Here is a 21,539-nt window from a genome sequence, read left to right as displayed (position 1 = left end):
CTATTTTAACCGGAAAAACAAAAATAATGCTAATCTTTAAATAAAATTAACATTATTTTTCAATTATTTAGTTTTGGTGATTAAATGTTGGCTTAGTTAACATATCATACTTGATTAAATCCTTAGCATCGAGGTCTTCTTTGTTTATGTCAACGACATTAATTTGCTGATTAGTATAAGTAGTGTAATAGAAAATCCCTTTGTCAAGGTTGGTACCATCAGAGTAAATAGTGTATTCAAATGAATTAGGGCCAACTTGATCAAGTCCCTTTTGTTGTTCAACAGAATGCAAAATATGGAAGTAATTGTCTACGTTTTCTTCCTCACTTTTACCAACAGGAGCGTTGAACTTGTTAAAAGCTACACGAACAAAGCGCGATTCTGAATCCATCCCACCTGGCAAATTGCGTGAACCAAGCCCACGGCTGTAGCCATTCATATTGACCTCTTTTGAAAAGTTGTTCTTAGGCATTGCAGGTGAAACATCAGCATAATTATTTAAATTAAATAATTGACATGAAAACTGAGGATTGTTAGTCAGGCAACCGACAGGATTATCATAAACGTGCATTCCATCTTTATCGGTTTCAACGACAATTGAAACACCTGTCTTATCGGCAATTAACCAATGAAGTGGGGATGCCTGCATCTTGTCAGAGAAATTAAGGTTAACAATGTTGATCTTTTTAAGTAATACCTTAGCATCCGCTACAGTTGCGCATTGACCCAGAATCCAGGGAATAAATTCAAATGAAGCAATGTTGTCTTTATTGGCAACTTCATCATAGTAGGTAGCATTGTCAGGGTAGTTAAGTCCTGCCATGCCTAAACCTTTTTCATTAGCTGCGTCAAAGTAGAGCGGATAATTACCAGCATCAAGTGCAATACCAACCATAGCATAATGATGCTTCATTTCAGGCATCTTGCGGAAGTTGAAAGCATAATTGCGTGGGGTAACTACAACTTGTTGGCCGAAAGTAATCTCAAGATCGAGGTTACGTCCAAAATAGTGATCTTGTGGACTGAAAATAATTGAAGTACACATAATATATAATCTCTTTTCTATATCTTCAAATAATGTGCTATTAGCAAGTATAGCATTTAAATATTAAAAAATGACTAAGATAAAAAAGACCAAGCACTGCACTTGGTCTTTTCCACATATTGACAAAAGGAGTGTACAGGATTTGAACCTGCGCGCCAAGGAAAACTTGGTTCGCCGGATTTCGAGTCCGGTGCATTACCACTCTGCCAACACTCCGTAACAAAAGTATTATAACCTACTTAACTAAATAATGCCAAAATATTTTATTTTTAGTTAATGTGAATTTATTAACAATTTACCTTGTCACAAATAGAAAATAATAGTATACTTATTACTATCATCATAAAGGGAGTTGTGTTTGTCAAATTAAACAGATCACATATGGAGGGATTTTTGTTGACAAACATAATTAAAACTAAATCATTCTGGTTAGCTACGGCGATGACCTTATTTTGTTCTGTAGCAGGAATTTTCTTGGCTAAATTGCCATACGTAAACTTAATCGGGACATTGGTAATTGCATTGTTATTAGGGATTGCATTGCAAATAACGCCTCAGAGCGTACAAGCTGAAGCGAAAGCTGGCATGGGTTTTATTTCCAACAAGTTTTTAAGATTAGGGATTATCTTGTTAGGATTTAGACTCAATTTGACTAAGTTGGCTGATGCAGGTGTTAAGACTATACTGGTTGCGGCGCTGGCAGTTAGTGGAACAATTGTGCTTACTTATTGGCTTAGCCGTAAGTTTGGTGCTGAAGATGAGTTAGCTATTTTGTCGGCTTGTGGTTGTGGAGTTTGTGGTGCAGCTGCCGTTATGGGCGTGTCACCACAAATTGAGACAAGCGATGAAGAAAGAAAAAGAGAAAACGAAGTTCTAGCGGTGGCTGTTGTTTGTGTCATGGGAACGCATTACTTGAAATCGTGCTCAAACCGTTTCTTGGCTTAACTGATACACAATATGGAGTAGTAGCGGGTGGATCTTTACACGAAATTGCTCATGCGGTTGCAGCGGGAAGTGCTTTTGGTGAAGTCAGTTTGGATAGCGCTCTAATTATGAAGTTATCTCGTGTATTACTTTTAGCACCGGTTGCTTTAATTGTGGGCTATTGGTACCAAAAGCGTTTGGTTACGGAAAGTGAAGCAGAACATACTAGAGCACCGAAGAAATTACCAATTCCTTGGTTCTTGGGTGGATTTATCTTAACTAGTATTATTGGTACATTTTTACCAATGTCTGCGCGGACTTTAGACTTCTTAGTGCAAGCAGCATATGTCTTTTTAGGGATGGCAATGGCTGCATTGGGAATTTCCGTTAACTTCAAGGTAATCTTTAAGCGTGGCGGTTCAGTCTTTGGGGCTGCCGCAGTTAGCTCAACTTGTTTGTTGGTATTCATGATTATTATGAGTAAAATTTTCTTTTAAACTTACTTAAAAATGTGCTTGTTCGGGCACATTTTTTATTACATAAAACACGCGTGGTGCTAGTTAAATCGTTTTAGTTAATAAAAAAGTCCAATCTTGTTAGACTCGACTTGTAAATAGTAATAATAGAAAAGAGTCTGATCTGATTGAACTGCCTTAAGCTTAAGCGTTTTAGCCACCATTTACAAGTTAGTTTTAAAGATTTAGTGATAATTTGTCGGCACTGGTATCGTTTGTATGCACCGGCTGAGTTTACTCATCGGCGAAATATTGATCAAATTAAAACTACGGACAGTCTGATTTTGGCTTTACTTATCTGGCAAGCTAAGACAGGAATTGAATCACAAAGAAGATTCTGTGAATGTTTCAATTGTTTATCACACTCACGTTTTAATCGGCGTTCACGTCAGCTATTGCAATTGATTTATCAGATACGGCAAGAAATGAATAAAAAGGTTGACCTGAATGGACATTTCTTGATCATTGACAGCTTTCCGGTACCTGTTTGCCAACCAATTCGCAACTATCGTGCTAAAATTTTTCGCGGTTATGCCAACATTGGTTATAAGGCCACCAAGAAAATTTACTTCTATGGTTTCAAAGTTCATGCCATTGTTAGCGATGACGGTTACATTCTTGATTATGTCGTAACAAAAGCATCAGTTCATGATGCCAAGGAGACAGTTGAACTGATGGAAAATGCACATCCATCTAATTACTATCTTCTTGGCGACGAAGGCTATTTAGGCAAAGAACTGCATCAACAGCTAAAACAAATGGGTTATGAACTTTGGACACCATATCGTAAAAATATGACAGGAGCTAAAAAGCACAATGATCATCAATTGATGGCTATTCGCAGAACAATTGAAAGCGACTTTTCGCTTCTGACCTATTACAATGCCGAGAACAATCGAGCACGTAGTCTGATAGGCTTTCAAAGCCGGTTGGAAATTGCAATTTTAGCTTATAATTTGGCTTATTGTCTAGAAAGATTTAACTAGCACCACGCGTAAGTAATTTAAATAGAAAAGAGTCTGATCTAATTGAACTATCTCAAGCTTAAGCGTTTTTCTCACCATTTACAAGTTAGTTTTAATCGGTTAAATGTGATTTGTCGCTCGCTGTATAAGCTTTATGCGCCTGATGGACTTAAACATCGTAAAAATGTTGATCAGACCAAGCTTCCTGATAGTTCTATCTTAGCGATGCTCATTTGGCAAACTGAAATTGGAATTGAATCTCAACGAAGATTCTGTAAATTCTTCGTTGGCTTATCTCATTCTCGCTTTAACCGTCGAGCTCGAATGCTCTTGCCTCTAATTCGTTGTATCCGTCAGGCTTGGAATCAAGAAGTAAAGACAGCTGGAGAATTTTTGATTATTGATAGTTTCCCAGCCTGTTCGCAATTATCGTGTCAAGATCTTTCGGGGCGTAGCTGATATTGGTTATAAAGCAACCGAGAAAGTCTATTATTATGGCTTCAAGGTCCACGCAATAGTAAGCGATGATGGCAATTAGAAGAAGCATTGAAAGCGACTTTTCTTTGCTTAGTTATTACAACGCTGAGAATAATCGAGCAAGAAGTCCAGTAGGCTTTCAACAGCGGCTAGAAATAGCTATTTTAGCTTATAATATGGCATATTGTCTAGAACGATTTAACTAGCACCACGCGTATAGTAATAGGCTTGATCTGGTAATTCAATTCTTTCACCCTCCTAATTAGTGTTAAAGCGAATTATAATACATTGCTAATTTATATATAAACAATTTATATGCGCAGTTACAAAATAGTATAAAATTTGTGATAAATTTTCTTACAGGGAAGTCCAACATTGGTTAATAATCGGCGTATAATGAAAGTTAAAGCATATTATTATAGCTAGGAAAAATAGGAATTCTTCAATTGAATACTGCTTTTTAAAAAATTAACTAGAGAAAGGACTGAAAAGTATCGCTTCCAAGATAAGCTAATCATGAAAGCTATACGCTAAATTATGTTAGCCAAGAGTAATAGAGTCGAAAGATTAAAGCAAACAATGGATCAAAAGCCTACTTTTGGCTTTCGAAAGCTATCAATTGGCATTACTTCGGTAATGCTAGGAGTAACTTTTTTTATGGCTGGTGGGCATACCGTTTTTGCTGAAACTTCGACCTCGCAAACAACTGAAAATAAGACTATAACAAACAACCAAACTACAAATACACAATCGAATATTGTTGAACAGTCTAAGGATCCAACTTCAACGGATCAGACTTCTCAAACACAAACAAATAATGAAAACCAAACTCAAAATGCGAAGGTTGATCAATCAGTTTCTGCAACTGATACTATTAGTAATGACAAAGCAAAATCTACTACAAGTACACCTGATACGGCAACTGAAAAAACAAAATTAAGAACAGATCCTACAGTGGCGGCACCTATCAATACTGGTGATAAAGCTTCGACTGAAACGAACACAACGGATAGTGCAAAGCAAAAAACTACGTCTACTACAAATAGTAAAGTAACACCCAAGTTAGCTGTAGCCGCCAAGTTAGCTGTAAGAACCCCGACTCCGGCCACTACTAATTCTGATTTGGCGGTTACCGATGATAATGGCATTACCTTAGCAATCAACCGTAATACCGTTGGTAACGATGGTACTGATGGCGCCCCAATTAATATTAACTTATCTGGTACTTTTCAAGCTGGTGAAGTTTATAGTATTACGGTACCAGTAACGACTTTTGGGATTGATGATTCCAATTTTAATAATACAATTATTGCCAATCGTGGGATTATTTCTAAGAGTGATCAAACAGTTAATGGGCAAAAATATTCTAATTACAAACTTACAGTAAGCAATGACTTTACTACTACAACCGGTTTTAAGCTAGTAATTTCAGATGGTAACAACTATACTGGACAAGCTGCAGCAACTTCAAGTAATGCGATTGATCCAGCCGGCGAAGTTAAACGAGAAATTTCATGGGGCTACGTGGATCCTAAAAAGGGTGAAGTGAAAAATAAATCCTTATACTTCACCACTATAATAAAGGATTCCATGCATCCAACATTTAACCAAGTTAAGCCTAGTCCTAATAAGGTTACGCAACTACAAACTAATACTAATTATGATTTTCAGTTAAATATTAATCAAACCACGGGATTACAAAATGATACTAGCTATGGCTCCAATAAAGTTAACAGTGCGGTTAATATGGGAACGACAATTACCATTCCCGTACCTGGCGATTTCGTAATCGATCCTGATGCTAGTTTACGAGCAAGTGGCTTGGTGCCTGATGGAAAAACTACAATTACCCAAGAAAAAGCTGGAGCAGATATTGTAATTAAACTTGCAGCTGGAACAGGTTCACAAAATTGGACCGGTGCTACTGGGTATCACTTGGTAGGAAAATTCATGCAGCCCGTTGGGCCGTATGAGAATAAGATCTATACCGCTGATGGCAATATTAAAATTGATCAAAAAGTAAGAACCGTTGATGGCATTTCAACTATTTCAGCAACTATCAATCAGCCATGGTCAGTTAACCTAGTTGGGCCTGAAGTAACGCCTAAACAAGGTGATTTAGCGACTAAAGTTGTTGGTAATAACGGAAGCAAGACTATTTTTCAAAAGCAAGCAACCAACATTGTGAACTATTTTGGCTTTACCAATGATACTCCAATTAGTTTTACCAATAGTCTCCATATTCAAGTTGGTTTTGATGAAAATTTGGCAGTGACTGGTATCAAAACGCCTGATATTAATGCCACCTTGCGACCAGGATTAACTTCTTACCAATATGTTATTGAAGTTGTAGATAAAGCAACGCAAAAGCACCGCTTTATTACAGCATCGGTTGATGCTGGGCAAGTTATTGCTGCACCTACGGGGACTACCATCTATAAAGCTGATATTTTGCCTAATTATGTTGAAGTAGGGGCAACTACCAAGATGGGGTCGGATCTTTCAAAAATCCCAGACAGCAATAGTGGTAGTACGACTCAAAATGAAGATCCAGATGTTTTTGAAGCATATGGCTATATATCAGATAAGTTGAATAATATGGCAACTTTGCCACCAGATACAACTGTATCGACCAAGGTTGCGATTCGGTCTACAGATTTTAATGATAATCAAACTGCAACCTCAGCTGTGGACCAAAAGGTTTTGGGCTTGGATAGCTTAACAGCTGCAATGCAAGCCTATGGATGCCAGACTAGTACAATGTATGATCCAACTAATCCGACTAAATCAGCTGGAACAATTGATATGCACTTTGATAATGATTCTAAAGCAACCACGGTAAAAGTTTTTGAACCAATCTTTTACTATGTTTTACCAAAATACTTCAGTTTTAGTGGTGGTTGGGATGCTGTTCAATATAAGGCTAAAGATGCAAACACCGGTAAAGTGATTGAGCCTAAATTTGAAACTTATATGGTTGATGGGCGTCAAGTAGTGAAGTTAGATTATACCGGAACAGGATTTAACTATAATACTAATGCTGATCAATCGCACGATAGGCTTAGCATCACAATCGACCCTGATGGAGTTGCTGGAGATTACTACTATGATGCGTTTGTTTATACTAAGTCGGGAATGAGTCATTATACGACAAAGTATAGTGATACAAATCTTGATGATCAGACTAAGGCGTTTACTAAAAATATTACTAACAGTGATATTCCAGGCTCGCTTTATAAGTTATCCTATTTGTATGGCAACCGATTCACTATTAAATCACCAGTTATTGCTTATGTTCCTAACATGGCTCAAGGTAATGAAGATCCTAAGGCTGCTGTCAAAGGAACCAGTGATACTAAAGGCGACGGAACAATGTATTACTACGTTAACGTAGCTAACTATGATTTGAATGTGATCAAAGATGGGAGGCTGTTGATTAACGTTCCATTATCCAGTGACAATAGCACTAGTTTTGACTTCACTGTTGATGGTCCCGTTACTTATGATGCTTCTTATGATAAGACTTTTGATAATAGTTTTACTTTCTACTACGCAAATGACGTTCAACGGTTGCCATCGACTAAGGAAAAGGGTATTCAACCTTCACTAGATAATTATGTTACTGGTGATCAAGTTAAAGACTGGTCTAAGGTTAAATCGATCATTGTGAAGTTCTCGAAGGATATTCCAGCTGCTGATCAAATAGGACGTTTCGTAATTAAGGGACATGACCCTAACTTTAAGTCTGACGCTGGTAAAACAGGTTATATAAGAGTGGCTTTGACGGGATCGAACTTCACACCATTTGTCTCAACTGACACAGGTATTCAAATTGTTGGTAAATCAACAATCGATACGAGATTGCATTATGTTGACGCTAATGGCGAGGATCAATATATTGAAGTTCCATCCATGGCTAAGACTTATGTCGAAAATAAAGACGTCATGAATCTTGCAGATTTTGATCCAAAGAATATTCCGTCTACCTTGATTCCAGAAAATTATGAACTCAGTTCTTCAATTCCTAGCTTCATCATTACTAATTCTGGTGATGAAGCTCAAAATGCAGGTTTTGGCAAACAGGTCAAGTATTACTTTAATGGAGATATCGTTCAGTTTGAACTGAAACACAAGACGAAATCGGAAGCTAAGACGATTCAAGATACAACCTACTATGAGTATGATGACAGCTCTAGCAAGTATCAAGCAGGTGGAACTGATGATCAAAATACAATTGTTGTAAATGGCCAAAAAGCTACTCCTACTTCGTATACATATAGTCTAAAACGAGTAACGGATTTGGTTACAGGCAAAGCAACTTACTATGTTGTTAACACCAGCACCAATGAAAGTATTGCTGTTGATGAAAGTGGTAATTTTACGATTCCTGGGGTTAAGGGGTTGCCATCTTTGTCAGGCTACACTGCTAATACCGCAGATTCGACGTTGGCACAAACGGCTAAAAATTATAATATTAATTCGCTATTTACAGCGAATCCAACAACTGATCAAATAGTATCAAAACGTGTAGTACATTATATTCCGGATAACCAAACATTGACTTATACAATGTTCAATGAAACTCAAAAAAAGTGGATTACTACTGTACCAATCGGGTTTTTAAATGGAAAAACTGATGATGATGCGTCTGGTGCGCTTGAAGCGCTTAGGAAAAAAGTTCACGATTTCTTAACGCCAAATGCATATAAACTTGATCAGATCTATTACTATGACTCTGAAACAGGGCAACAAAATATTGTCTATTACGGTGATAGTTTTAATATTGACACTGATAAGTTAGCAGCCCCAGGTAAGTTTACTGGCGATCCTGAAAAGAATAATGTAATTCTTTATGTAAAAGACCCAGTAAACTATAATCAACAGATTAGAGCGGTATCACGGATAATTTATTATCATGATGCCGATCAGAATGATGAAACATTAAATAACTTACCAATTAATCCATTGTCTGAAAATGATTATCCAGATACAATTATCCAAAGTGTTAACTACAAGCGCTTTGAAGTAACTGATGCGATTACTTACGCAATTCTTGGTTATTATAAACCTAGTCAGATGGAATTAGTCGATGGTTCGTGGAAGCCTAAAGCCGGCGAATCATATATTCCATATGATGTTAGTGATCAATATTCTGGTTTTGAAATTGACACAGAAAATGGAAATTCATCTAAGCAAGATGCGGTAATTAATTATGATCTGTCCAAATTTGGTTATGAAGGCCCAGTTGATGAAAACGGTAATGCCTTTTTAAAGGTAGTAGAAGCTGTTCCTAGTGTTGATGGCAAATCAACGGTAGTTAATGTTTACTATCACCACAAACTAGTAACGATTGCACCTGATAAATTGCCAACTACTGGTGAAAAGGTTGATGCAAGCGATCCGAATAGTCCAGTATATCCAACTAACAACTATGATCCTAATGCAGCAGCTAGCCAGTCTTCAGTTCAGCGGATAATTCATCATGTTTATGCTAACGGAACTAAAATCAACGGGGTTGATGTCAGTGGTCAAGCCGTTGCTGGCTTAAGTGATACGATTCAAACCGTAACCTTCTATCAAGATGCAACTATCGATTTAGTTATAGGGAAAATTACTTACACTGGGAAATATCGTGCGGTAAAATCAGCAACTACCCAAAATGGTACGACCACTAGTGTGCCAAATTATGGTCAGTTCACTGAAGTTACATCGCCATCGATTGCCAATTATATGCCCGTTGATGCTACTGTAGACAGCGCGAATGCTAACCTAGGCGATGCCCTGAAGACAGTTAACGTAGCTTATATCGCTGATCAAACCGATGCCGTAATAACTTATATTGATGCCGATAATGATGGCAGTACGATCATAGCTGATACTATGCACGGTCCACATGGAGATCCGATTAGGTATTCAACTGCTGATACAATAAAAGAACTTGTGGCTAAAGGCTATGAATTGGTAACTGATGGCTATTCTGATGATACTAGCGATGATAAGTATTTTGACAAATCAAAAGTTCATAAATGGAAATGGACTGTAACGATGCGTCACAAGAAAATTGAGGTTAATCCTGATAAATGCCACGCAAATGGTGATGAATTAACTACTAATGAGGGCTATAAGGGTACTTATCCTCAAGGCGTGGATAAAAATGATTTGAATCAAACAGTATCACGGACAATTAAATTCCAGTATGCTGATGGAACGACATGGGCTGGCAAAGATCTAAGCGGTCAAACTGTAGTTGATGATCAAGGGCAAGAACTTAAAGATATTGTTCAAAGTGTTTCTTACCAAAGAAAAGCTACAATTGACTTGGTAAAATTAGCGGATCCTGCGCAAGCCAAGAATGCAGTTACATATAGCGATTGGCAAGTAAAGGCAGGTTCAGATCCTGATTTTGGTAGTGTTGATGTTTTACCAGTTGCTGGTTATGAAGCTAGTCAGGCAACTGTTAAAGAAAAAACGCCAACAATTGATCCGGTTAATGGTCCGGAGCATGGGAAAACCCAAGTAGTGCTTTACTCACCAATTTATCAATCTGTCACGATACAATTCGTTGACAAGAATGGAAATGTCATTGAGCCAGAATATGCCTTCTCAGGTTCAACGGGACAAACCGTAAAAGTAGTTGATGAATTTGGAGATCTCATTGCACCGCCAATGGGGTGGAAGCTGGTTGATCCTAAAACTGAAATTCCTACTGAGGTTAGTTTTGGTAAGACACCTTTAGCAAACATTAGAATTGAAATCGAACATGCTACAGTTCACTTGAATCATGATGAATATCATGAAGCGAACACTGAGACTTTACCTGATAACAGTATCCGTCCGTTCCCAGCTGGGGTTGATCATGATGATTTGAATCAAACGGTCACAAGAACGATCAGAGTTCACATGCCTGATGGCACGATCAAGAGTATGGATCAAGTTTTGCACTTTACTCGTGGGGCTACAATCGATGAAATTAACGGTAATGTGACTTACGATGAATGGACTGCTGTTGATGGTACGACCATGGATGCAGTTAAAGCAACAGACATTGTTCCTACACCTGCTGGTTATAGTCCAATGCTAGAAGCAGTTGAATTAACAGGCGTAGATCCTAATGACCAGGATACAATTGTTGATATCAGATATAAACCAAATACGCAAAAAGCTCAACTGAGGATTGTTGATGATGATGCTTTAGTTGATGGCCAACCTAAAGAGTTGTTCACTACATCATCTTCAGGTAAATTTGGCACGAATGTTTACTTCGATAACTTGAAAGATGAATTAGATAAACTAACTAATGAAAACTATCAAGTTGATATGTCGGGATTGCCTGAAAATAGTAAGTATCAAGCTGATGACAATAACAACAATTTTGTCATTCACGTAAAGCATAAGACAGCTCCAGCAACTGGTTATCGTGACATTCGTGAAAAGATCTCATATGTTTATGTCGACAAAAATGGTGTAGAGCACACCATTCATAGCGACTACATTACTGATGCAGCTAACAGAGTCGTATTCATTCAAAATGGTACTTTGGACTTAGTAACTGATACATACACATGGCAACATGATTGGACATCAACTACTGGCAAATTTGTCAGAATTACCAGTCCTGAAATTCAAGGCTATGTAGTTCAACCTGGTATGGAAGCAGTACCAGCTCAAGAAGTAGCAATTGATGGTGAAAATGGCGATAAGATTTCCGTAGTTAATGACCAATTAGGTGGAAAAATCGCGCAGACTAATACTGACCCTTACGTTCAGGCTTGGGTAATCAGCTACAAGATTTACTATAATGCTGCTCCGCAATCGACGAAGGTAACTTATGTTGATGATGACGAACAAGATAAGGAAATTAGTAGTAATAAAATCACCGGTCATACTTTTGATACTGTAGCTACTGGTATTGTTAACCCAGATCCAACTAAATATGATTTAGTTGATAGTGATAACCTACCAGATGAAATTGTCTTTAGTACTACTGGCTATCCAGAAATTACAGTTCATTTGAAGCATAAGCATACACAAGTGAATAGAAGTGTAACTTATGACCGGACCATTAACTTCGTTGATGAAGCTGGTAAGCAAATGGCAGATCCAGAAAAGCAGACTTTGACCTTTAATCAAACGGGGGACAAGGATTTAGCTACTGGTACCATTAAATGGGTCCCAGTTGACAGTCAGAGCTTTGAAAAAGTAGCGGCTAAGAATATAGCTGGATACACTAGTGATAAGCAGGCAATTTCAGCTGAAACAGTTTCACCAAGTGATGGAGATTTCAGTGAAAAACATACTGAAAACTTGACAATCACTTACAAGGCAGATCCGCAAACAGTCAATGTAGTTTATGTCGATGATGACAACAATGGTAGCCAAATCGGTAATACACAAACCGTAAGTGGGGTAACGGATGAAACAGTTTCAACCAATATCAGCAATCCAGACTCTACAAAGTATGAAATCGTTGATGGCGATAAGCTGCCAGAAACGGTTACCTTGAAGCCAGATGATGAAACGGTAATTAAGGTTCATATAAAGCATAAGCTAGCTGATACAAACCGAACCTTGAAGACCACAAGAACTATTGTCTATGTCAATGAACAAGGAAAACAAATGGCGGATCCGGTTAACCAAACGTTGATCTTTACTCAAACTGGTAAAAAAGATTTGGTTACTGGTGAAATTACTTGGGATCCAGATTATACTCAAAGCTTGACGTGGAAGGCTGTTACTAGTCCTCAAATAGCTGGCTACACTCCAGATCTTACCAAGGTCGATGAACAGACTGAGACAGTAAAGGATGCGGACTTTACTAAAGGACATGATCAAATGGTGGTCGTAACATACAGTGCTAACGATCAGTCTACTAATGTAGTTTATGTCGATGATGACAATCATGGGGCAACCATTGATTCTGGAACGATCACTGGTAAAACTGATCAGACAGTACCTACAAACGTAGTTAATCCGGATGATACAAAGTATGAATTGGTTCCAGGCTATGAAACCGAGATTACTTTTGGTCCAGATAAGCATCCAGAAGTCATTGTTCATGTTCGTCATAAGAAGGAAAACGTCACAAGAACTAAAGATGTAACGTTAACTGTAACCTTTGAATTGCCAGATGGCACGCAGGTTAAGAAGACGGCAACCATCAATTTTATTCAAAATGGCGTAAAGGATTTAGCAACTGGTGAAACAACTTGGCAAGGCGATTATCAAGAAAGTTCCAAATTTGCGACGATTACTGCTCCAGAAGTTCCAGGATATCACCCAACTTCAACAGCTGGTGGTCAAGTAATCACGGTTAATACAAATAACTGGGATAAGGATCTTGATTTGAACCAAGTTATTACGTATGAAGCTGATCCATCTAATCAACCTGATATACCGATAACTCCGAGTGAACCGGTAAGTCCAGAAAATCAGCCAGATCAAAATACTCCTTCACCAAAACTTGAGCCAACAACTCCGGCAACACCTGATGATAAACCTGCAAAACCAACAACAAATGACAAACCAAATAAAGGTAAACCACATGTTCAAGGTTTTGAAGAACATCTTCATCAAGCCAATCGTGTAACTCAACCACACGAAGAAGTGCAAAACCATGCTCGTAGAGTTGTTCAACCTAATGTTGAGCAACAGGCACAAGGCCAATTGCCACAAACTGGTGAAAAAGAAACCCAAGCTGGTTTATTAGGTTTGGCTCTTGTGGGCTTATCAAGTCTACTCGCATTATTAGGTGTGAAGAAAAAAGAGGATAAATAAGTATAAAAAGTTAGTTTCGCATTAAAAATGAAACTAACTTTTTTCTGTTATTTAAAGTATAAATGAAAGCGTATAAAGATAATATTTATTCACGAGTAGTTTTTTCTATTCTTGCATTTCTTTGCCTAAATTATTACAATGAAAATTTGTAAATAAATAGCATAATTGAGGATGATGTTATAAAAATGACTAGAAAGTATTTTAAATTAGCAGGTTTAGCTTATCTTGCCAGCGTTACTTTCCCGATATTGTTATTATGGCTAGCAAGATTATACCCAGCTAATGTCTTTAATGGCCTAGTAATGATTTTGATTTTGGCGATTTTAACTGGCTTAATCTTTTCAAGAGTCGATGTTACTTGGCTGATTTTAATTCTTACCACGATTGGAGCAGGATTCTTACTGTTAGGCTATGTAGTAATGCCAGTTAAGGAAAAATTTTTATTATTGATTGCTTATCCTATTGAGGCTAGTCTAGTTACCGTCATTAGACAGCACATCATTCGCTGGAGCTTTTTTACCAATCGCAATGACGAAATTCGGCATTATAATTCGCTTTATGACCGGAGGTTAAAGCTAAGAACTTTCGATAGTGCGGAAAAATTTTATCAGAATGAACTACATAAAATTGAGCAGCATCCCGAACTCGATTTATGGTCCAACGTTCAAATTGTGAGTTGGGATCAACATAAGCAGTATGCGGAAGCTCATCCTAATAGTCATGATCGGATCCTGAAGCAGATTACTAAAGTTTCGAAAAATAATCGACTTAAGGGGGAGTTTATTTACTTTATGGGAGATGCGACTTTTTTGATAATTTCGCCAGAAATCCCCAATGAATTAGTAAAAAAGGTCAATCACATCGTTGATACAAAATTAAGCGAGTTAGAGTTGCCGATTCCTGTTTCGCTAAAACATGCGAGTGTCTATATTAATGTCGACAATAGTGATAGATTTCCTGATTTGATAGCTGTAATTCGTTTTTTGCGTCGTGAATTGGAAACTGAAATTGTGACTGAATACATAAAGGAAAGATAGCAAAATGAACTGGTTTTATTATTTGTCCGTGATTATTTCTGTAATCTTTGCAATTGCATTTTTAGTGATTTTTTTCTGTGCTTATAAAATTTATGGCAATATCGAACAGGCATTAATGAAGAGTCAGAAAGGAGAATTGGATGACTGAAGGCTTTCAGATATTGACTTTGATTTCAATTTGGTTATCGATTCTATTTTCATTAATTACGCTTTGGGGAGGAGTGCTTTTCTGGTTAAAACACAGTAAAGAAATTGCTAAAATTACACCACTTGAGTATTATCCTACCGTTTCTATTGTTGTACCGGCTCATAATGAAGAAGCCGTTATTCAAAAAACTAGCAAAGCAATTCTGAACTTGAATTATCCAGAAGATAAAGTCGAAATTTTGATTTTTGCTGATAATTGCACTGATCGAACAGCGGAATTGGCTGAAGCCATTGGCAATCGGACTGAATATCAGAAACGACAGTTTAAAGTGATCAGAAGAACTGGTGAAGGTGGTAAATCAGGAGTTTTGAACGATGCGCTTAAGATGATCCACGGCGACTACTTATGCGTTTATGATGCCGATGCGATGCCTGAAGAAAATGCCTTGTATTTCTTGATCAAAAAGGTATTGGAAGATCCAGAACGTTATGTGGCTAGCTTTGGACGAAATAAGACGCGGAATGCAAAGCAAAACTTTTTTGACTAGCTGTATAAACTTGGAAATTGTGGTAACGCATCGAATTCAGCACTGTGGAGTTTGGCAATTATTCAAAATTGGGCGCATTCCGGGCACTAACTTTGTGATTAAGACGGCTTTTTTAAAAGAGTTAGGTGGTTTTCGTTCTGGTGCTTTAACTGAAGATACTGATTTGTCATTTACGATTTTGGGCACTGGTAAATTAATTGCCCTAGCTCATAATTCTGAAGCCTTTCAACAAGAACCAGAGAAGCTAAAGGACTATTATTATCAACGCTTGCGGTGGGCTAAAGGTAATTACGAAGTAGTAATTAACAATTTTCGGCATTTATTTGACCATAGTAATTGGCGGGTCAAACTTGAAACTTTTTATATGTCCAGTATCTTTTTCTGGTTTAATGCAGCAGTAGTCTTATCAGATATCTTTTTCATTGTTAATCTGATTTTTGCAGTAATAAAAATTTGGGTACCAACAGTTGAGATGCCATTTACTTTTACTGCTGGGAATCTATTGCTCAGTCAAGTATTACTTTTTAATTGGTTGTTGATGATTCTACTCTATGTACTCCAAATCAGTGTGGCTGCCAGTACCCAATTTGGTCAGGTTACAACTAGACAACTTTGGCTTGCTGTGGCATCATATTTTACATACTCACAGCTGTTTATCATTATATCGATTAATGCGGTTTGGTCAGCAATTGCTGACAGACTTTTCCATCGCGAAGCAACGAAGTGGGTAAAAACAAAGAGGTTTACAGATTGATGTTAAAAAACAAAAACAGGATTACCCCAATTTTGATCTTACTGACTATTGGGCTTTTTATTGCCATCATGTTTTATGTCCGTGGTAGCAATAACCGCACCTTGTATCGCAATTTGTACCGCCAATGGGAGGAAGACTATGTGGTTGAAGAAAGTGATGGAAAAACTTGGATAAAAGCTGCACCACGCACAAGCTTGTCTGAAGGTCAAGGCTATGGCATGTTGATTTCTGCTATGGCTGGTGAAAAGGGGTGGGCTAAAAAAGAAGATTTTCAACGGTTATATCGGTTTTACCTGGCTAATCGGTTGACTATCGATGATCAACAAACTGAATTAATGTCATGGAAGCAAGTGGATAAAAAAGTTTATTCTACTAATGCAACTGATGGCGATTTATACATTGCAGAAAGTTTGATTAAAGCGGGAAAACTCTGGAACGAACCCAAGTACTTGCAGCAGGCTAAGCTATTATTAGCTGATATCTTACGTTATGATTATAATTCGACTACTCAGACGCTGACTGTTGGTGATTGGGCTAATAAGAAATCGAAGTATTATTACTTAATGCGAACCTCTGACGTGTTACCGACGTACTTTGATGATTTTTATCAGTTGACTGGTAATTCTCAATGGTTAACGATCAAGAAGGTAATGCTGACAAAACTATATCAATTGAGCAAGCAACATTCTTCTGGCTTAGTTCCAGATTTTGCTTGGATTAGTAAAAAAGGTGTTAGACCAGCTAAAGCTAATGAAGTAGCTGGAAAAAACGATGGTGATTATTCTGGCAATGCTTGTCGCGTACCATTATTTTTAGCTACTAGCAAAGATGCACGAGCAAAAAAAATTGTTACTAAAATGTTACGCTTTTTCAGCAAGCAAAAACAAGTGACTGCTGGCTATCAATTAAAGAAACCGGAATTTGATAATTTATTTGTTTCACAACAGTATGTTTTTACTAATCGTTTGACTGATACGAATTATTACGATGCAGCATTAATTACATTGGTCGCTATGATGGAATAGTTTTTTATTAGGAAAGATTTTATAAAGAAACAGTATCTTTTAGTAATTATAGTTGAAAGATACTGTTTTTAGAGACTGTAAAATAGTTTGTGTAAGGATGGACGATTCCTTAAATTTTATTCCCTAAACATTAGAAAAAGGAGCTCCTTTCTCGTATGATTGGTTTGAACAAAAAACAACATACAGAAAGAGGAACTCCTTCATGAATGATTTTACCAAAAATATTGCTCAAGCTATATTCGATCAAGACAAAAAAATAAAAACAGTGAAAAAAATATGACTCCTGGATTTAAAATTGAAGTGCAACACTAAGTGTTAAACAAAAAGGCCATGAAGACCTAAACTTGAAGTGACGAAAAATCAAGAAAGGAAGATCTTCATGACCAATTCAAATTCTAGCATTTCTAAACACTATCATCAATTAACTAGCGTACAACGTGGTCAGATTCAGGCAATGCTGGATTCTGGCATAACTTCCCGTACTGTCATCGCTCAAGAAGTTGGCTGTCATAAATCGACAATCAGTCGCGAAATCAAACGCGGAAGCGTCCTGCAAAGAGACAGCAGCTATTTGTTGTATGAGCACTATTACGCTGATACTGCACAGATTTATTATGAGAAGAGTCGCAAAAACTGCTATCAGCGCAATCCATTGAAGCATTATGCTGTCTTTTTAAGAATGATCTCAAGACGCTTCAAAGCTAAATTTGATGCCACCAGCATTGATGAATTCGTTGGTGAATTCAAAAGATCTATGCCAGGCTACCCTTGTCCCAGCACGCCTACTGCCTATCGTTATATTGATCAGGGCTTGGTGGACATAAGCAATATCGATCTGCCTATGAAGCTCAAAAGACGCAGGAACAAGCGTCATCACAGCCATGGCGGTCACGCTTTGCACAAGAATCAGCCTGCTTTAATGACTTTAACTGAAAGAACCACACGCTTTGAAGTAGTTATCAAGATTCCTGACTATCGGGCAAGCACATGAAAGACAAGTCAAAAGCTTATGTTCAACAGGCAACCAATGCCATTAACCACAAATATCGCCGAATCCTCCAATATCAGACAGCAGAAGAACTCTTCAAGCAATATATCTCTTCATAACCTAACTGTTGCACTTAATTTGACAATTCAGGAAGAATTAATTATCATATTTCCCGCAAAAAAGTTGTTGTGCAAAATTATCCTATCAAAGAAACGGGAGCTACCTACTTGCTAAAGCCATATGAGCTACTAGTAGAAGAAACTTATAATTAGACCTTTGAGTCACCAAGCGTATTAGTGCTTCGGTGGCTTTTTACTTGTGTGTCGGGCATGACATTTCATCTAATCCAATGAAAGTTTGGACCACGGGTATTTGTCGCCAAGTGTAGTGAACCACAAGCCGATAGCGGTGACGCTATGGGTGAAGGAAGTGGCTAGCGAGTTTTCCGAGCCTACGTACAGAAACCTGGTTAGGCCAAATGGCGGATAAGGCTGCGATACAAGTAGAAGTCCAAAAGACAAACGTAAAGTCAAGACGGTAAACCAGGAGGCAGTGGAAAATCAAAGATGAATGTCTTACCCCGAGAGATCTTGCGGACAGGCAAGCTGAGCAAGCTTTAACATCAGCGATCGTAAGCCTGGTCGAAAAAGGTTAGTCGCAAGAAGTCAGCTGGTGTCATAGTAGCGATGAAGGCTCTGTAATGGAGCTGGATGCGAAGGACCTAATGTTTGTAAGAGAATACCCCGCTATAAGCAATGTTCAGACAGTCCGAATAAGAGGATAGCCTAGCACAAAGAGAACGTAACTCTTTGATGGTGAAAGCAATTGGGATGATTCTGAATAAATTTACAAGTAGAAATGGAGATATTACGAGATGAAATTAATTGAACAGATTCTAAGTCAGAGCAATCTTAAAGAAGCGATTCATAGAGTCAAGATTAATAAAGGTGCTCCGGGAGTAGATAAAAAAATGGTTGAAGAACTTGATAGCTATTTCAGAAAGCATCAAGCAGAAATTAAAGACGCAATCATGAAGATGATGGATATCAATGGGTAATTGATTTAGATATTGAGAAATATTTTGACACGGTCAATCATGATAAATTAATTTCAATAATTAGAGAACGAGTAAATGACAAAACCACCCTCCATTTGATTCGGTCATTCTTAAAATCCGGTATCATGGAAGATGGTTTGGTTAAGCCCAATAAGATTGGCGTGCCGCAAGGCGGACCGCTTTCGCCAATCCTGTCCAAGCTTTATAACAAGATTAGAGAGCTTCTTTGTCGCAGGAAAGCAGCTGCTCAACCTCTATCGTTAGTCTTTACTATGGTAAATCAAGTGGTCAGAGGTTGGACTAACTACTTTAAAATTGGAAACTGCCAAGAAGAATATACACTAATTTAATGCGGATTAACAAGGCATTAAAGTGCAATTTTAGCGACGAAGATATTCATAAAGTAGCTAATACGCGATTAGGTTGGTATAAACGCAGTACCGGACATGTCGTTAACTTTTTGCTTAGCCCAAAAGTATTGGGCATAAGCAAAGCGGATCGCCCAGGCTTGGTCGATCCGCTAGAATACTATTTATCTCGTAGATGATTACAAACGTAGCGCCGGATACGGAACCGTACGTCCGGTGCAATGAGAGGGGCGAGAATTAATCTCCCTCTACTCTATTACTTTATTTGTTTATTTAGCGAAATCATTTCTAATAGACTCTGAGCAGTAGAGGAACCTTCATTGCCAGCTTTTAAGCCGGATCGTTGCAAGGCTTGATCAATATTCTCAGTGGTTAAAATACCAAAAGTTATTGGGACTTCTGCTTTAAGATTCATCTGCATAATTGCGTTTGTAACATTCTGAATAATCATGCTGTAATGATCAGTCTCACCTTTAATGACAGCGCCTAAAGTCATAATACCATCGTAGTTATTTGAATTGAGAAGCTTATTAGCAGTAAAACCAATTTCAAAAGCACCTGGGACCCAATAGATATCGATCTGATCTTCAAGTACTCCAAATTGTTTTAAGCTAGCAATAGCACCATCAACTAAATGATGGGTAACAATTTCGTTAAACTTAGATGCGACAATTGCGATATGATAATTATTGTTTTTAAAATTTCCTTCGTAAATATTCATTTCTGTGTTCCTTACTATAATGCTCCTAATAAATGATGGAATTTATCTCGTTTGGTTTCTAAATAGTCATGATTTACCTCATTAGCAGGAATCTCCAAGGGAATTCTTTTTTCAATAGTAATACAGTTATTTTCTAATTGATCAATTTTATCAGGATTATTAGTAAGCAAATTGATATGACTAATACCTAGATCCTTTAAAATCTTGGCAGCAATAATATAATTTCGTTCATCTGGCTTAAAACCTAAAATTTCATTTGCTTCATAAGTGTCATAACCTTGGTCCTGTAAACCATAAGCTTTTAATTTGTTAATTAATCCAATTCCGCGTCCTTCTTGTCGTAAATAAAGAATTATGCCACTACCATTTTTATTAATTTGCTTCATGGCAGTATGTAATTGATCACCGCAATCGCAGCGCATTGAGCCAAACGTATCACCAGTGAGACATTCGGAATGAAGCCGTACTAAGACTGGCTTTTTAGGATCAATCTTTCCTTTAATAAGAGCCAAGTTTTCATTAGCGTAAGCCTTAATTTTGAAATTGCCATATTTAGTAGGAAGGTTTACAAATTCTGAGCGTTTACTCACAGGACTATTAATATATTCTTGTAGTTCTGCAATTGTTAAAAATGGTAAGTGATATTCTTTAGCAATTTCTTTCAGTTGGGGACGACGAGCCATATGACCATCAGCTTTCATAACTTCACAAATATATGCAACTTCTGGTTCGCCAGCAAGATGAGCTAAGGCAATAGAAGCTTCTGTGTGACCATTACGATTCTTGATTTGATCATCTTTAGCGACTAATGGAAAACAGTGACCTGGTCTAAAGAAGTCTTCTGGCTTGGAAGTAGGATCAGCAATTGCCTTGATAGTTGCCGCACGATCATAAGCAGAAATACCAGTAGTGGTGGTTTTGTAATCAACACTGATTGTAAAAGCTGTACCGTATGGATCAGTATTATTTTGTTCCATTTGGTAGAAATTTAAACGTTGGGCAATTGTTTTGCTTACAGGGGTGCAAAGTAAGCCACGAGCATGTTTGGTCATAAAGTTAACATTTTCAGGAGTAACTTTAGACCCTAAGCCGATCATATCACCTTCAGATTCACGATCTTCATCATCAGCAACAATCACTAAACCACCATTTTTCATCCATTGAATTGCATTTTGAATTTTTCTAACATCCATT

At 37.6% G+C, this 21,539-nt stretch carries 11 protein-coding genes, 1 tRNA gene and 4 pseudogenes; 12 read left to right on the top strand and 4 right to left on the bottom strand.

Going from position 1 to position 21,539, the window contains the following annotated elements; all coding sequences use genetic code 11:
• Positions 1-67: 67 nt before the first annotated feature.
• Both bsh and J6L97_RS06350 read right to left on the bottom strand, forming a co-directional pair.
• Complete coding sequence (gene bsh / locus J6L97_RS06355; RefSeq protein WP_054833042.1) at positions 68-1,045, bottom strand: choloylglycine hydrolase; 978 nt, start codon at positions 1,043-1,045, stop codon at positions 68-70.
• A gap of 127 nt (positions 1,046-1,172) precedes the next feature.
• Positions 1,173-1,261, bottom strand: a tRNA-Ser gene (locus J6L97_RS06350).
• Between the two features lie 165 nt (positions 1,262-1,426).
• Here J6L97_RS06350 and J6L97_RS06345 point away from each other — a divergent pair.
• The 12 genes and pseudogenes from J6L97_RS06345 (at position 1,427) to J6L97_RS11110 (ending at position 19,803) form a co-directional block, all read left to right on the top strand.
• Positions 1,427-2,466 (top strand): annotated as a pseudogene (locus J6L97_RS06345) (YeiH family protein).
• Positions 2,467-2,612: 146 nt separating this feature from the next.
• Entirely contained in the window at positions 2,613-3,470 is an 858-nt protein-coding gene (locus J6L97_RS06340; RefSeq protein ID WP_118992340.1) for an IS982 family transposase, read from the top strand.
• 42 nt (positions 3,471-3,512) lie between these two features.
• Positions 3,513-4,132: pseudogene (locus tag J6L97_RS06335) on the top strand (transposase family protein).
• 331 nt (positions 4,133-4,463) lie between these two features.
• Positions 4,464-13,700, top strand: a complete 9,237-nt coding sequence (locus tag J6L97_RS06330; protein ID WP_057726814.1) for a mucin-binding protein — start codon at positions 4,464-4,466, stop codon at positions 13,698-13,700.
• A gap of 185 nt (positions 13,701-13,885) precedes the next feature.
• Positions 13,886-14,737: a hypothetical protein gene (locus J6L97_RS06325; protein WP_057726815.1), complete on the top strand. Its 852-nt coding sequence runs from the start codon at positions 13,886-13,888 to the stop codon at positions 14,735-14,737.
• A gap of 4 nt (positions 14,738-14,741) precedes the next feature.
• Complete coding sequence (locus J6L97_RS06320; RefSeq protein ID WP_005719075.1) at positions 14,742-14,885, top strand: hypothetical protein; 144 nt, start codon at positions 14,742-14,744, stop codon at positions 14,883-14,885.
• Positions 14,878-16,186: pseudogene (locus J6L97_RS06315) on the top strand (glycosyltransferase family 2 protein). The gene J6L97_RS06320 and the pseudogene J6L97_RS06315 overlap by 8 nt, the downstream one beginning before the upstream one ends.
• Positions 16,186-17,211, top strand: a complete 1,026-nt coding sequence (locus J6L97_RS06310) for a glycosyl hydrolase family 8 (RefSeq protein ID WP_057726816.1) — start codon at positions 16,186-16,188, stop codon at positions 17,209-17,211. Before J6L97_RS06315 ends, J6L97_RS06310 begins: the two are co-directional and overlap by 1 nt.
• A 379-nt stretch (positions 17,212-17,590) precedes the next feature.
• Positions 17,591-18,318 (top strand): annotated as a pseudogene (locus J6L97_RS06305) (transposase).
• A 755-nt stretch (positions 18,319-19,073) separates the two neighbouring features.
• Positions 19,074-19,256 carry a hypothetical protein gene (locus J6L97_RS06300; protein ID WP_023488547.1) on the top strand — a complete coding sequence of 61 codons (183 nt, stop codon included), beginning with the start codon at positions 19,074-19,076 and terminating at the stop codon, positions 19,254-19,256.
• A complete protein-coding gene (locus tag J6L97_RS11115) occupies positions 19,256-19,606 on the top strand; it encodes a group II intron maturase-specific domain-containing protein (RefSeq protein ID WP_223876393.1) in 351 nt (116 codons plus the stop codon). Before J6L97_RS06300 ends, J6L97_RS11115 begins: the two co-directional genes overlap by 1 nt.
• The gene (locus J6L97_RS11110; protein WP_054832894.1) at positions 19,606-19,803 is read left to right on the top strand and encodes a hypothetical protein; all 198 of its coding nucleotides are present in this window, start codon (positions 19,606-19,608) and stop codon (positions 19,801-19,803) included. Before J6L97_RS11115 ends, J6L97_RS11110 begins: the two co-directional genes overlap by 1 nt.
• Before the next feature lie 77 nt (positions 19,804-19,880).
• Here the strand turns inward: J6L97_RS11110 and ribH are convergent, their stop codons facing one another.
• Both ribH and J6L97_RS06280 read right to left on the bottom strand, forming a co-directional pair.
• Entirely contained in the window at positions 19,881-20,345 is a 465-nt protein-coding gene (gene ribH / locus J6L97_RS06285; RefSeq protein ID WP_005722846.1) for a 6,7-dimethyl-8-ribityllumazine synthase, read from the bottom strand.
• A 14-nt stretch (positions 20,346-20,359) separates the two neighbouring features.
• Positions 20,360-21,538: a bifunctional 3,4-dihydroxy-2-butanone-4-phosphate synthase/GTP cyclohydrolase II gene (locus J6L97_RS06280; protein ID WP_057726818.1), complete on the bottom strand. Its 1,179-nt coding sequence runs from the start codon at positions 21,536-21,538 to the stop codon at positions 20,360-20,362.
• Between the last annotated feature and the right edge of the window lies 1 nt (position 21,539).

Source organism: Lactobacillus crispatus (assembly GCF_018987235.1).
Lineage (GTDB): Bacteria > Bacillota > Bacilli > Lactobacillales > Lactobacillaceae > Lactobacillus > Lactobacillus crispatus.
The sequence above is the reverse complement of the archived record's forward strand: the minus strand, read 5'-3'. Positions and strand labels throughout refer to the sequence as shown.